At 40.3% G+C, this 13873-nt stretch carries 12 protein-coding genes; 7 read left to right on the top strand and 5 right to left on the bottom strand.

Translation table 11 applies throughout. The features are described from left to right. The first annotated feature begins 72 nt into the window (after positions 1 to 72). The 5 genes from RYH73_RS15510 (at position 73) to RYH73_RS15490 (ending at position 7665) form a co-directional block, all read left to right on the top strand. A complete protein-coding gene (locus RYH73_RS15510; protein WP_335314350.1) occupies positions 73 to 2250 on the top strand; it encodes a S9 family peptidase in 2178 nt (725 codons plus the stop codon). Between the two features lie 192 nt (positions 2251 to 2442). Further along, the gene (locus RYH73_RS15505) at positions 2443 to 4152 is read left to right on the top strand and encodes a peptide MFS transporter (RefSeq protein WP_335314349.1); all 1710 of its coding nucleotides are present in this window, start codon (positions 2443 to 2445) and stop codon (positions 4150 to 4152) included. 107 nt (positions 4153 to 4259) lie between these two features. Continuing rightward, positions 4260 to 4988 (top strand): polyprenol monophosphomannose synthase, encoded by a 729-nt coding sequence (locus tag RYH73_RS15500; RefSeq protein ID WP_335314348.1) that lies wholly within the window; start codon positions 4260 to 4262, stop codon positions 4986 to 4988. A 96-nt stretch (positions 4989 to 5084) separates the two neighbouring features. Beyond that, a complete protein-coding gene (gene ruvB / locus RYH73_RS15495; protein WP_335314347.1) occupies positions 5085 to 6107 on the top strand; it encodes a Holliday junction branch migration DNA helicase RuvB in 1023 nt (340 codons plus the stop codon). A gap of 43 nt (positions 6108 to 6150) precedes the next feature. Beyond that, entirely contained in the window at positions 6151 to 7665 is a 1515-nt protein-coding gene (locus tag RYH73_RS15490) for a carbon-nitrogen hydrolase family protein (protein ID WP_335314346.1), read from the top strand. A 17-nt stretch (positions 7666 to 7682) separates the two neighbouring features. Here RYH73_RS15490 and RYH73_RS15485 read toward each other — a convergent pair whose 3' ends face one another. Continuing rightward, positions 7683 to 8261: a hypothetical protein gene (locus RYH73_RS15485; protein WP_335314345.1), complete on the bottom strand. Its 579-nt coding sequence runs from the start codon at positions 8259 to 8261 to the stop codon at positions 7683 to 7685. Between the two features lie 86 nt (positions 8262 to 8347). Here RYH73_RS15485 and RYH73_RS15480 point away from each other — a divergent pair, with 86 nt between their 5' ends. Then, positions 8348 to 9970 carry an ABC-F family ATP-binding cassette domain-containing protein gene (locus RYH73_RS15480; RefSeq protein WP_335314344.1) on the top strand — a complete coding sequence of 541 codons (1623 nt, stop codon included), beginning with the start codon at positions 8348 to 8350 and terminating at the stop codon, positions 9968 to 9970. A 61-nt stretch (positions 9971 to 10031) separates the two neighbouring features. Here RYH73_RS15480 and RYH73_RS15475 read toward each other — a convergent pair whose 3' ends face one another. From RYH73_RS15475 to RYH73_RS15465, 3 genes are all read right to left on the bottom strand, one after another. After that, positions 10032 to 10691: a TetR/AcrR family transcriptional regulator gene (locus RYH73_RS15475; protein WP_335314343.1), complete on the bottom strand. Its 660-nt coding sequence runs from the start codon at positions 10689 to 10691 to the stop codon at positions 10032 to 10034. A gap of 25 nt (positions 10692 to 10716) precedes the next feature. After that, on the bottom strand, positions 10717 to 11724 hold the full coding sequence (gene holA / locus RYH73_RS15470; RefSeq protein WP_335314342.1) for a DNA polymerase III subunit delta: 1008 nt from the start codon (positions 11722 to 11724) through the stop codon (positions 10717 to 10719). A 307-nt stretch (positions 11725 to 12031) separates the two neighbouring features. Continuing rightward, positions 12032 to 12226: a hypothetical protein gene (locus RYH73_RS15465; protein ID WP_335314341.1), complete on the bottom strand. Its 195-nt coding sequence runs from the start codon at positions 12224 to 12226 to the stop codon at positions 12032 to 12034. Between the two features lie 418 nt (positions 12227 to 12644). Here RYH73_RS15465 and RYH73_RS15460 point away from each other — a divergent pair, with 418 nt between their 5' ends. Then, a complete protein-coding gene (locus RYH73_RS15460; RefSeq protein WP_335314340.1) occupies positions 12645 to 13106 on the top strand; it encodes a type I restriction enzyme HsdR N-terminal domain-containing protein in 462 nt (153 codons plus the stop codon). Between the two features lie 60 nt (positions 13107 to 13166). Here RYH73_RS15460 and RYH73_RS15455 read toward each other — a convergent pair whose 3' ends face one another. Beyond that, positions 13167 to 13811 (bottom strand): hypothetical protein, encoded by a 645-nt coding sequence (locus RYH73_RS15455; protein WP_335314339.1) that lies wholly within the window; start codon positions 13809 to 13811, stop codon positions 13167 to 13169. Positions 13812 to 13873: the final 62 nt, after the last annotated feature.

Genomic DNA, 13873 nt, shown 5'->3' with positions numbered 1-13873 from the left:
GCGAAAAGGGAGGAATTTAGAATAGCACACCAACGCTTGCAAAACCAAAACTACATATTTATAATATCATAAATGAAACAACCTTTAATCATGTTAATGCTTATGGGAGGAACCGCTCTTGCCCAATCTCCTCATACCATTACGCTTGAGGATATCTTCCAAAAAGGCACCTTTGATACCAAAACGGTCAGTGGCTTACGTTCACTGAAAGATGGAAAGACCTATGTATCCATAGAAAGCAATCCCGAGACGAAGCTTGGCTATGTTGCCAAGAGTAACTATCGAGATGGTAAAGTTGTTGAGGCAATCTATACAGAAAAGGATATCATATATAAAGGCAAAAAGCTTCCCTTAAGTACAGATTTCAATTGGGATGAAACGAAAATACTAATTGCAGCAGACAGCGAGCCCATTTATCGCCGTTCATCCAAAGCTAACCATTATGTTTTTGAAATAGCATCAAAGAAAATCACGGAAGTGTCTTCAAAAGGGAAACAATTGTTCGCCACGCTTTCGCCTGATGGCACCAAAGTAGCTTTCGTAAGGGATAATAATATTTTCATTAAAGACTTACTCCTTGCAGAAGAAACGCAAATCACCCATGATGGTGTGTCCAATAAGATAATAAATGGCGGAACCGATTGGGTATACGAAGAGGAGTTTGCTTTTGCAAAGGCTTTTTTCTGGAGTTCTGACAGCAAAAAAATTGCTTATTATAAGTTCAATGAAGCAGAAGTACCGGTGTACTCCATGACACTATTTGAACAATTGTATCCGCGCGAATATCAATATAAATACCCAAAAGCGGGAGAGAAAAATTCGGTGGTCAGCATACACTGCTACCACACGGAGGAAAAGAAGACAACACAGATTGATCTCGGAAGTGAACAAGATCAATATATTCCTCGCATCAAGTGGACACAAAACCCGGATCTACTTTGCGTGTTACGCATGAATCGACACCAAAACAAATTGGATTATTTATTTGCGAACGTGGCTACAGGTGTCTCCAACACGATATTAACGGAAGAAAACAAGTACTATATTGATGTTAATGACGACTTAACTTTTTTACAAAATGGCGAGCAGTTTTTGCTAACAAGTGAACAGGACGGATATAACCATCTCTATCTTTACAATATGGATGGAAGACAAATTCGACAAATAACTTCAGGGGAATGGCTGGTTACAAAATTATACGGTGTAAACGAAAAGACGGGAACCGTTTATTACCAATCGACGGAAAAATCGCCACTTCAACGGGATGTTTATGCCATCGATTTGACCGGTAAAAATAAGAAAATGCTCAGTAACTCACCCGGCACAAACACGGCAACCTTTAGTACGGACTTTAGTTACTATATTCTCGATCATTCAAGCACCCATTCACCTGCCTATATTACACTAAATGACAATGATGGTCGACTTGTGCGCGTGCTGGAGGATAATAAAAAAGCCAAACAGATTGCTGATCAATTCAGCATCACAGGTTCGGAATTCTTCCAATTTAAAACGACGACCGGCGTAAGCCTGAATGGTTATCTGATCAAACCTGCTAATTTTGATGACAGCAAAAAATACCCCGTTCTCATGTATGTTTATGGCGGACCCGGCAGCCAAAATGTAGCTGATTCGTGGACGGGATCCCGAAATTTATGGTTCCATTATTTAGCGCAAAAAGGTTATATCGTTGCTTGTATAGACAATCGAGGAACCGGCTTCAGGGGTGAAGAATTCCAAAAATCCACTTATCTCAACTTAGGCAAACTTGAAACCGAGGATCAGATTGAAGGTGCTAAATGGCTAGCCAAACAGTCTTTTGTCGATTCAGAAAGAATTGGTATTTGGGGCTGGAGTTACGGTGGCTATATGGCTTCGCTTTGTATCACCAAAGGTGCCGATATTTTCAAGCTTGCAATTGCCGTTGCACCTGTTACAACCTGGCGTTATTACGATAGCATTTATACGGAACGGTATTTACGCACTCCTCAAGAAAATCAGCAGGGTTATGATGATAATTCTCCTATCAATTACGCCGACCGGTTAAAAGGTAAATTTCTGCTCATTCATGGGACAGGTGATGACAATGTGCATTTCCAAAACAGTGTCATGTTTTCAGAGGCTTTGATACAGGCCAATAAGCCGTTCGAGCAAGCATACTATCCTAACAAAAACCATGGAATTTATGGAGGTAACACCCGTATTCACTTATATGGAAAAATGACTGATTTTATTACGAAAAACTTGTAAGTGCCCGGCAAATATATAGAAACACAGGAGCAATCTTAGCACCGATTTTTTTCGATTATTAGCTAATAAATTTTGCTATAATGGGGCGGTCTAACTATCTTGCGCCATTTATTAAATACACTAAGGTCACACAAAAAACAAAAAACCAACATTGTAATAAGTTTAAAATCAACCTTTAAACAAATCAACAACATGAATCAAACGAAAACATTATCACAAGAACCACAAGCAAACCAGCAAGGCCATCCCAAAGGACTTTATGTCTTGTTCACCACTGAAATGTGGGAACGCTTCAATTTTTACGGGATGCGTGCATTACTGACACTCTTCCTGGTGAATGCACTTGCTTTTTCAGACAAGGATGCTTCCATTGTTTATGGCGGTTTTCTGGGCTTAAGTTATTTAACGCCTATGATTGGCGGTTACATTGCCGATCGTTACTTGGGAAACAGGAATTGTATTCTTTTAGGCGGGGCTATCATGGGGATTGGTCAATTATGCTTGTTTTTTAGTGGATCAGTCTATGCCTCGAATCTCGATTTAGCCAAATTCGCGATGTGGACCGCCCTCGCTATCATTATTGTCGGAAATGGCTTTTTTAAGCCGAACATCTCCTCTATGGTAGGCCAACTTTATAACAAAGGCGACAATAGGTTGGACTCTGCTTTTACTATCTTCTATATGGGCATCAATGTAGGTGCCTTCTTAGGCATGTCGGTATGTCCTTTCTTAGGCGATGTTAAAGTAGGCGAAGTTCGGGTTGTAGAGGCTTTTAGATGGGGATTTTTAGCCGCAGGTTTAGCCATGTTTTTAGGGACGATCTTATTCTTTTTCTTAAAGAATAAATATGTTAAGTCGCCCGATGGGCAACCTGTTGGAGCCAAACCAACCTTTCACCCAGATCGGAAGCAATCCGAAGAAGAATCAGAAAAGGCAAAATTCACCACAGGTTCCATCGTCGCTTCTCTGCTGGTTCTGGTGGTGCTTTACGTTATCTTTCACTTCCTTTCGCTCGATCCAAATCCCATTAAAAGCTGGGTATACCCCTTTATTTACGCTTCGGCCTTAAGTTTAGCTTTCCTGATATTAACGGATAAAACCATTACGAAAATAGAACGTGACCGTATTGTCGTTATGTATATCATCGCATTTTTTGTTATTTTCTTTTGGTCAGCTTTTGAACAGGCTGGCTCGTCGCTTACCTTTGTCGCCGATAAACAAACAGATCTGAATTTTCTGGGCTATCAACTCCCGCCCAGCTTTATTCAAAATGCGAACTCCATGTTCATTATTATATTCGCCCTACCATTCAGCTGGCTTTGGCTAAAATTGCAAAAGCGGAACTTGGAACCAATTTCTCCGGTAAAACAGGCCATCGGACTTTTATTGTTGGCGATCGGCTACTATATTATCGCCGTGCAAGTTGCTAAAATCGGACTAACCGGTAAATTGGCCGTCCACTGGTTATTTATTATGTATTTATTCCACACGCTTGGTGAATTATGCCTTTCGCCAATTGGCCTTTCGCTGGTTTCTAAATTAGCACCAAAACGTTTTTCTTCGCTACTGATGGGGGTATGGTTTATCGGCAATGCGGCCGGTTACGCACTAGCAGGTACCTTGGGAGCTCTTATCCCCCCTACTGGCGATAAGTTTGAATTTGCAACGTCCCAAGGAATTGATCTACAAGGCATATTAGACGGCACCATAAAACCAACAGCCGAACAAATAGCGACTTTAGCACAGGAGAAAATTGATGTGGTTTATCCAACTTTTGTCGGCTTTACGATTCATAATTTATATGAGTTTTTCATGGTTTTTGTGACCCTGTCAGGCACCGCGGCACTCGTGTTACTCCTTATTTCGGGGATTTTGAAAAAGATGATGCATGGCGTAAAATAATCAAAGTTAGCTATCGGCTACAGATTTCGGCTAATCTCTGAAATCCGTAGCCGATAGCTAAACAATATTTCCTATTTTCGTAATTCAAAACAAATCGGAAAAGAACCGTGTCAGACAGTATCGTTATCATACCTACGTACAACGAAAAGGAGAATATAGAAAAGATTATCCGCAAAGTGCTTTCACTTTCTTTTCCTTATCACATTTTAATCATTGATGACGGATCACCTGATGGAACAGCTGATATTGTAAAGCGTCTACAAGGGGAGTTTAACAACCGTCTATATTTGGAAGAACGCAAAGGAAAGCTGGGATTGGGTACAGCTTATATCCATGGATTTAAATGGTGCCTTGAACGGGACTATTTATATATATTTGAGATGGATGCCGATTTTTCACATAATCCGAAAGATCTTACTCAATTACGTCAAGCTTGTGTGGAAGGAGCTGATCTAGCGATTGGATCCCGGTACATTAAAGGGGTAAATGTGGTAAATTGGCCAATGAAAAGGGTCCTCATGTCATACTTTGCTTCCGGCTATGTGCGACTAATTACGGGAACCGATATTCGTGACGCAACTGCAGGCTTTGTCTGCTACAAACGCAAAGTACTGGAAACCATCCCATTGGATAAAATTAAATTTGTAGGCTATGCTTTTCAAATAGAAATGAAATTTACCACCTTGAAATATGGTTTCAAAGTAGTAGAAGTTCCTATAATTTTTACCGATAGAACGGAAGGTACCTCCAAAATGAGCACTAAAATTTTCCGTGAAGCTTTTTTCGGGGTCATACAGATGAAAGTGAACAGTTGGTTTAGAAAATATAAGCAATAAACATCTCTAATTTTTTTAGTATTTTTGTTTCAGCTATCGGCCACTGGCTTAAAGCAGACTACTGATAGCCAAAAACTGACGGCTAAAAGCTTAAACATGAACGAACATTTAAACCCCCATGCAGAACACCTCAGCAAAGCAGAGAAAGAAGTAGAGAAGGTACTGCGACCTCAGGCGTTTGAGGATTTCACGGGTCAGCACAAAATATTGGAGAATCTTCGAATCTTCGTTCAAGCGGCCAAGCTTCGGGGGGAGGCCCTCGATCATGTATTGCTCCATGGTCCTCCCGGGTTAGGGAAAACAACGCTCTCGCATATTATTGCGAATGAAATGGGTGTAGGTATCAAGATTACGTCTGGTCCGGTACTGGATAAACCGGGTGATCTTGCCGGTTTACTGACCAATCTGGAAGAGGGTGACATTCTATTCATCGATGAAATTCATCGTTTAAGCCCTTTGGTAGAGGAATATCTTTATTCTGCCATGGAGGACTTCAAAATTGACATTATGTTGGAGACCGGACCGAACGCCCGATCCGTACAATTGTCGCTCAGCTCTTTCACTTTAGTGGGTGCCACAACTCGTTCAGGCCTGTTAACAGCACCACTTCGAGCTCGCTTTGGTATTAATGCGCGCTTACAGTATTATGATGCGAAGTTATTAACGACCATTGTATTGCGCTCTGCGGGAATATTGCGGACACCGATTAGTGAAGAGGGTGCTTATGAAATTGCCAGAAGAAGTCGCGGAACACCACGGATCGCTAACGCCCTGTTGCGAAGAACGCGCGACTTCGCACAAATCAAAGGCAATGGCAATATCGATACGGAAATTGCAAAGTATGCCCTTAACGCGCTTAACGTCGACGAACATGGATTGGACGAAATGGACAATCGCATCTTGGTCACGATTATTGATAAATTTAAAGGGGGGCCGGTCGGACTGAAAACGATAGCGACGGCAGTTGGTGAAGATGAAGGTACGATCGAGGAAGTTTATGAACCTTTTCTTATTCAAGAAGGTTATATTATGCGAACATCTAGAGGACGTGAGTGCACAGAGCTTGCTTACAGACATTTAGGACGAGCAAACTATCCAAAAGGAAATACGTTATTTTAAATGAACCTTTAGGTTTTTTTACTTTTTAATTTTTACTTTTCTAATGAACATCATCATTAGGCCCCTTGGGCTTTCAGACTACAGTGATCTAAAAACTTCGATGACTCAAGCCTATCACGGCACCGCCGGCGGCATCTGGCCCAAATCGAGCATAAAACATCTATTAAGTATTTTTCCCGAAGGGCAATTGTGTGTTGAAGTAGACGAACATGTAGTTGCATGTGCCTTATCAATCATTGTCGATTCTAAAAAAACGGATAGAACCCATTCTTATGAAGAGATAACTGGTAAATATACCTTTGATACCCACGATCCTGAAGGAGATGTCTTATACGGTATCGAATTATTTGTTCATCCCGACTATCGAGATCTGCGCTTAGGTCGACGACTGTATGATGCAAGGAAAGAACTTTGCGAGCAACTTAATTTGAGAAGTATTATCGCAGGTGGGCGGATTCCTAAGTATCACGAGCATGCTGATACGCTCACACCTAAACAGTATATTGAAAAGGTGAAACAAAAGGAGCTATACGATCCAACTTTAACGTTCCAGCTATCCAATGATTTTCACGTAAAAAAAATTCTGAAAAACTACCTGCCGGAGGATCGTGAATCATTGGAATACGCTACCTTATTAGAATGGAATAATATCTATTACGAGCCCAAAACCAGTTCTATTTCCCCCACCAAACAAACCATCCGTTTAGGTCTTATCCAGTGGCAAATGCGTCTTTTTAGCAATATCGACGCATTTTATGATCAGGTTGAGTTTTTTGTAGATGTTGTCAGTGGCTACGGTGCAGACTTTGCTCTCTTTCCCGAGTTTTTCAACACACCTCTGATGGAGCCCTATAATCATTTGCCGGAACGTGAGGCCATGCGCATGCTGGCCAAGCATACGGAAGAAATTAAAGAAAAAATCCAGCGTCTGGCCGTCTCCTACAATGTAAACATCATTACCGGTTCGATGCCCTTTCTTTCTGCTGATGATCGTCTCTATAATACGACTTATTTATGTCACCGTAGTGGCAATGTCGATGCTTACAGCAAGGTTCATATTACGCCAAACGAACTCAAATATTATGGTATGTACGGTGGCGATAATGTACAGGTATTTGACACAGATTGCGGCAAAATCGGCATCCAGATATGTTATGACGTTGAATTTCCTGAGCTAAGTCGGATTATGGCTGATCAAGGAATGAAAATTCTGTTTGTCCCTTTTCTTACAGATACGCAAAATGGCTACACACGGGTTAGGAACTGTGCGCAAGCACGAGCAATTGAGAACGAATGCTATGTAGCGATTGCCGGTTCTGTTGGCAACCTTCCCAAGGTCAATAATATGGATATACAATATGCGCAATCGGCCGTATTCACCCCTTCGGATTTCGCTTTCCCGACGAATGGGGTTAAAGCCGAGGCAACACCAAATGCAGAAATGGTTTTATTAACCGACGTGGATCTGTATGCATTAAAAGAATTGCACGAATATGGAACGGTAAAAACCATGAAAGATCGAAGGAAGGATTTATACAAAGTGAATGTACTGAAATAACATCAAACAAGGGTATATCAGGCTTTTCCCGGTGCCCTTTGCAGCTTCGCCAACAATCGCTTCCCCCTACTCTGCATGGCAGCACTTCCGTCTTTTAAATAGAAATTAATCTGCGCGATCAACTCTTCTCTAATCCAGGAAAATAAAGGAATCAGGTTGTATAGGATGTCGATACAATTAACGCGCACTGCTACCGGTGTTTCGGGCTTAATCAACCACTCAAATATAAGTTCTACCAATCGCTCTTTATGCCCGATCGTTAGTTCATTGAATGCCTCTTCACGTACAATTTTTGCCCTTTTATGGGTGTAATCCATTAAAATCTTTGTAAAAATCCGCTGGCAACCTGTATGGTGCTGTTGTGGAAGTTGTTCAATAAATCCGACCAACAGAGGAGCAAATCGCTCGGGCGACTTACCTTCAGCAAACTCCAATATCCAAGCGGCGCGAAAAGCAATCGTTTTTTGCGAATAATAGCATAATGATAAGAGATCAGCCATAAAACCGTCCGTTGTCAGCACACGTTGCGCAAGTGCGATCGCCTTCACCTTGGTTACATTTTTAGCGATCTCCAATAGAAGTTGTTCTTTCGTCATTTCTGCAATTATCATCTTATCAAAAAGGTACCTTTTCAGCCTTAGGCCCTTCACATTACGCTTTCAATTCGCTATCTTTGCCCGCTATGATCAGTGTTTCAAATCTTTCGTTGCGCTTTGGTAAACGTGTTTTATTTGACGAAGTTAATTTAAAATTTACACAAGGCAACTGCTACGGTATAATTGGCGCCAATGGCGCAGGAAAATCGACCTTTTTGAAAATCGTTACAGGGGATGTCGACCCGACTACCGGGTCGGTAAGTATCACTCCCGGAGAGCGTATGGCCGTTCTCAGCCAAAATCACTATGCCTTTGATGAATTTTCTGTAATAGAAACCGTCATGATGGGACATAAAGAGCTCTATAACATCATGAAAGAGAAAGATGCCATTTATGCAAAAGAAGATTTTACCGATGCTGATGGGGAAAGAGCAGGCGAATTGGAAAACTTATTCGCTGAAATGGACGGCTGGAGTGCTGAAAACAATGCCGCCACCCTGCTTAGTAATTTAGGTATTTCAGAAGATGTACATTATAAATTCGTAAAAGAGCTGGACGGTAACCAAAAGGTAAGGGTATTATTGGCACAGGCATTATTTGGAAATCCGGACATATTGGTATTGGATGAGCCTACGAACGATTTGGATATCGATACAATCGCTTGGTTAGAAAACTTCTTGGCAGATTATCAGGGTTTAGTTTTAGTTGTATCACACGATCGTCACTTTCTAGATGCGGTGTGTACACACATCGTTGATATCGACTTTAGTAAGATGACGATCTATACAGGAAATTATACTTTCTGGTATGAATCAAGTCAATTGGCATTAAAACAACGCGCAGAACAAAATAAAAAACTGGAAGATAAAGTCAAAGAACTCCAAGAGTTTATCCGCAGATTTAGTGCAAATGCATCCAAGTCTAAACAAGCAACAAGTAGAAAAAAAGCGCTGGATAAAATCAATTTAGATGAAATCAAGCCTTCGAGTAGAAAATATCCTGCCATTATGTTCAATGAAATGAACAGAGAACCCGGTGATCAAATTCTTCAGGTGGAGAATCTAGGTAAGGTATCAAATGGTGAAGTATTATTCGACAAGGTATCGTTTATGATGAATAAGGGCGATAAAATTGTTGTATTATCGGAAAACAGTCTAGCAACTACTGCCTTTTATGAAATACTGACAGGAAGGGATAAAGATTTTAAAGGAGAATTTAAATGGGGTGTTACCATTAGTACAGCTGACATTCCAATGGATAATGCCTCTTATTTTGAAGGAAAAAATGAAAATCTTATTGATTGGTTAAGGGAATACGCATCAACCGATCAAGATGATCAATTTGTGCGGGGTTTTCTTGGAAAAATGTTATTTAGTGGTGAAGAGGTATTAAAAAAGTGCAGTGTGCTATCCGGGGGAGAAAAAATGCGCTGTATGTTTTCGCGGATGATGTTACAAAAGGCAAACTTTTTACTTTTTGACGAGCCAACAAACCACCTCGACCTCGAATCAATCACCGCTTTAAATAATGGTATGAAAGATTTCAGAGGACCGATACTCTTTACTTCACGTGACCATGAGTTAACTCAAACGGTAGCCAATAGAATTATTGAATTAACTCCGAAAGGCATTATTGACAAACTTATGTCGTACGATGAGTATATCAACAGCGAAGAAATAAAGAAACAACGCGAAGGCATGTTGAAATAATCAAAAAAAGTGTAGGGAGCCCTTCGGGATTTCTTTACACTTTTTAACCTGAATTCAGTTATTATTTTCTGTTTTTACACTTCTTCGCTTCATCAAAAGCCCAACCGCTTATCTTGATCACCGCCTGCTTTATACGTTCCCGTCCTTCCGCCGTATTCACATCAATCTCGCAGAAAGTACTCCCATTGTTTTTAGCATGTAGCACCAGGTAATATATACCAGCTACTTGTAAAGCAACAATCCCTCTTAAATCTACCGCTGTGTCCTTAAATAAAGGATCGGTAAATCGGAAAAGCTCGCTTCCCAATTCTTCTCTGGCATTCGCGATCTCCCGCATTAACGCACTTTGCTTACTGATTTCCCAAAGCACAATATTTTGTAGTTCGTCTGCTCCGAAAAAATAGTCGAGTTGTTGTGTCAGCAAATTTGGCAAAGCCACTTGCCCAAAATCTTTCTGAAACGAATCTGCAACATTTATTTTATCCACAAAACTGACCCAATAATCTTTTTCCCGAACATATTTCTCCACCAAATTGTCGACACTATCAAAATACCTATAAATCAATTTTTTGTTTACACCGGCTATTTGAGCGATCTTATTAACGCCCAAACCCTGGTAGCCTTCCGTCCGTATTATTTGACCCACTGCACTTAGGAGCTTTAATTTAGTTCGCTCTCTATCCCTAATTTCTCCTTGCGGTCGCTTTCTTTCTTTTTTCATCTATTTTTTTCTTGATGGAGCCTTATTAATGTAAAACCTTAAACATCATTTCCTTTAGCAAATCTTCGGCTTCGAGATTAAAGGCATCTACTCCTTTCGACTTTAAATCGTATTCTCGAAGGTAGCTGATAATATGAAATAGTTTCATAATCGGATAGTTTCTGGCGGCCAACTCATAATCTTTCACAAAAAAGGGATGAACACCTAATTCTTTAGCCGCTATTTGCTGGCTTTTATCAGGCAAATAGTGAAATTTTAAGATTTTTGAAAAATAGCCATATAAAGAGCCCATCACCACCGGAATCGGGTTGGATTTTGGATTCGCAGAAAAATAATCAATGATTTGGTTCACTTTAAAAATATCTCGCTTTCCTAAAGCGGTATTCAGTTCAAAGACGTTGAAATCCTTGCTAATTCCTATGTTGTTCTGAACATCGGTAACGTTTATTTCCCGTTCCTTGGGCACATTAAGCATCATCTTGTCAAGCTCGTTCGCCACTTTTGACAGCTCCGTTCCCAAATATTCACCCATCATGGCTGCAGCCTGCGGTTGAATTTTCATACCGCGCTCCTTCACATATTCGTCAATCCACGGAGTTAATTTGTTATCGTAAATCTTCGCTGACTCCAATACAACACCACTTTTTTCAATGGCCTTGTATACTTTTTTCCGCTTATCGAACTTACCGTATTTGTAAGCGAAGGCCAAAACAGTGGTCGATAAAGGTCGCTCGACATAAGCCTGGAAGAATTCATCGGCCTTATCCCATTTTAAATTCTGCGCCTCCTTCACAATAACAACCTGATAGTCGCTCATCATCGGATACCGTTTAGCGGTATTCAGGATCGTAACCCAATCAGTGTCTTTCCCATATAGAATCGTTTGATTAAATCCTTTTTCCGCTTCACTCAACACTTTATTTTCGAGGGTATGAACAATTAAGTCAATATAGTATGCCTCTTCTCCATGCAAGAGATAAATTGGCTTCAACTTCCTTTTATTGATATCACTTAAAATATTGGATGCACTCATAGTCTCTTTTTGCTCGCAGCGCCTAAATTATCTGGGGTAACAACGATAACCTGTTTATAACAAAGGTTATCATTGCAAAATAACAATAAATTTTAACGTTTGGCAATAACCATATTTTGTAAGGCAGGGATTTCATTTTTTCTTTAATTTCATCTCACTTTACCTTCGATGCAAAGTGAGGCAACCGAGGAGTTTACGACGAGCTCATGAGCTCCTTCGAAAACAAACATTAGCGAATAAACATCAAGGCCGTGTAGGCTACCTTGCACCTGATGGCAAAGCATTCATGGCGCGTATCGGAGCCGTTTCACTTCCTCAATCCGCTTGCATATTGCCATATGAACAGACGTGCAAATGCTTTACTGCTCGTTGCTTCGGTATCCTCCAAGGCCATTTTACCCACGCGCAGGGCTATATTAGGGCTGAAGATCATAATACGTCCGGTTAAAAGTAAAAGTCCCCGTTCTGCTGCAATGTCGCCTAGGAAATTTGCGGTTTGCACGTTGATGCATTACCGTTTAAAGCAAAGTTCCAAGCGACGAGTCTTTGGTTACTTTTTTCATCATTTGTTAGTTTTCAATAGCATTCAAGCTACTTCGTGGTCTTCGGAAGAAAGTGACAAAATAAAGGTTCCTTTAATATAAACAATTCATCTATGTGTTAAACCGATCCCTGTTTTAGGTCAGAAAGCCGATAGTCCTATTAAATTTATACCAACACCCAGGGATACTTTTGCTTTCCCAATAAAAATAGCGCTTCTTATAGCCGTGAACCTCCTCGTTTTTGTCCCCAAAATTTATTTTGGACAAGTGTGAAAATTTTATACTATTTTAAAATGAGCAGCGCTATATAAAATTTACCCATTTCAGAAAAATCTACGTAGGTTTGTATGCTTACAAAACTTATTAGTATTGCAACTTATGTTAAGCCCCATTCCACTTAATTTACCATCCTATTCGTTGAAGATCCGCAAAGATGAACATCGTTTATTCGTCTATGACGAGTTAAGGAAAAAACATCTCCTATTAACCCCCGAGGAATGGGTAAGGCAACATTGGATTCAACACCTTATACAATCGAAGGGTTTCCCCAAAACGCTGATACAAAGCGAAGGGGGGTTAAAATTAAACTCACTCCGGAAACGAACCGACATTGTTGTTTTTAATCCGTTGGGTAAGCGCATATTGATAGCAGAGCTCAAGGCTCCCTCCATAAAAATCACGCAGGCTGTTTTTGAACAGATAGCACGCTACAACATGGTGCATAAGGTGCCCTACTTAATTGTAAGCAACGGTTTAGAACACTATTATTGCTTTATTGATCATGAAACAGAAAGTTATCGATTTTTAGAGGATGTACCTTATTATCAGGAAATAAAATAAGCCGCTGTTTCCATGAACAAGCGGCTTAATAATGAAAGTCTATATATAATCGCTACCTACTTATTTGGCAGAAATGCTCAACTCGACCACATTAGCATAAATAAAGTTCATTGCTTTGTGATTCGATTTAGCAGGATTTTCTTTTTTGAATTCATCCAGCAACGTAACTTCCAGATTATCGGTTCGATCGATATCTAAGGTCCCTCCTAAACAAGGATATTTTTGGCCTAGATCACCATCATTGAAGCTTTGTATCTGCGCAAAACCATCTGGATTGGCATAAAAATTCGTAAAAGTAACTGGTAAAAAGTTGTTTGCTTTAACCATGTCTTTTAACGCAGAGCCTACTCGAATACCTTCCTCCAATTGATATGGCCCTGTTTCATCTGAGACACTCAGTTTTACAGCTTTAGCAAAAGGAGCAGCTGTTTCAGCCCAAAATACGGTCACCTCTTCAGGTGTATCTTTGAACACTTTGGTAATGCTTACCTGTTTACCGTCAACGTCTTTGGTTGTATCGGCCAATTTATCCGCACCAAATTCTTTTTCGAGATCGGCATGGCTATAGCTTAACTTTACTTTACCAATACCCTCGCAAGTGATTAAATTCGGGTCCTGATCGGCCGTTTTCTCTTCCTTTTTGGAAGCACCGCCGCAAGATGCTAGAACAAAGCCAATCAGTGCCAGACTTAGAATTCTTTTCATGTTAATAACTTTAAGTTTTTATAATTTAATATCCTCACGAAGATAATAAAAGCTTTGAGCTA

It is taken from the genome of Olivibacter sp. CPCC 100613, from assembly GCF_036959255.1.
In the GTDB taxonomy this organism is placed as follows: domain Bacteria; phylum Bacteroidota; class Bacteroidia; order Sphingobacteriales; family Sphingobacteriaceae; genus Olivibacter.
Note: the sequence above shows the minus strand (reverse complement) of the source record. Positions and strands in the feature narration are given on the sequence as shown.

Excerpts from the sequence above, each read along its gene's own strand:
- RYH73_RS15510 (WP_335314350.1), top strand. The coding sequence starts at position 73 with ATGAAACAACCTTTAATCATGTTAATGCTTATGGGAGGAACCGCTCTT.
- RYH73_RS15505 (WP_335314349.1), top strand. The coding sequence starts at position 2,443 with ATGAATCAAACGAAAACATTATCACAAGAACCACAAGCAAACCAGCAA.
- ruvB (WP_335314347.1), top strand. The coding sequence starts at position 5,085 with ATGAACGAACATTTAAACCCCCATGCAGAACACCTCAGCAAAGCAGAG.
- RYH73_RS15490 (WP_335314346.1), top strand. The coding sequence starts at position 6,151 with ATGAACATCATCATTAGGCCCCTTGGGCTTTCAGACTACAGTGATCTA.
- RYH73_RS15485 (WP_335314345.1), bottom strand. The coding sequence starts at position 8,261 with ATGACGAAAGAACAACTTCTATTGGAGATCGCTAAAAATGTAACCAAG.
- RYH73_RS15480 (WP_335314344.1), top strand. The coding sequence starts at position 8,348 with ATGATCAGTGTTTCAAATCTTTCGTTGCGCTTTGGTAAACGTGTTTTA.
- RYH73_RS15475 (WP_335314343.1), bottom strand. The coding sequence starts at position 10,691 with ATGAAAAAAGAAAGAAAGCGACCGCAAGGAGAAATTAGGGATAGAGAG.
- holA (WP_335314342.1), bottom strand. The coding sequence starts at position 11,724 with ATGAGTGCATCCAATATTTTAAGTGATATCAATAAAAGGAAGTTGAAG.
- RYH73_RS15460 (WP_335314340.1), top strand. The coding sequence starts at position 12,645 with ATGTTAAGCCCCATTCCACTTAATTTACCATCCTATTCGTTGAAGATC.
- RYH73_RS15455 (WP_335314339.1), bottom strand. The coding sequence starts at position 13,811 with ATGAAAAGAATTCTAAGTCTGGCACTGATTGGCTTTGTTCTAGCATCT.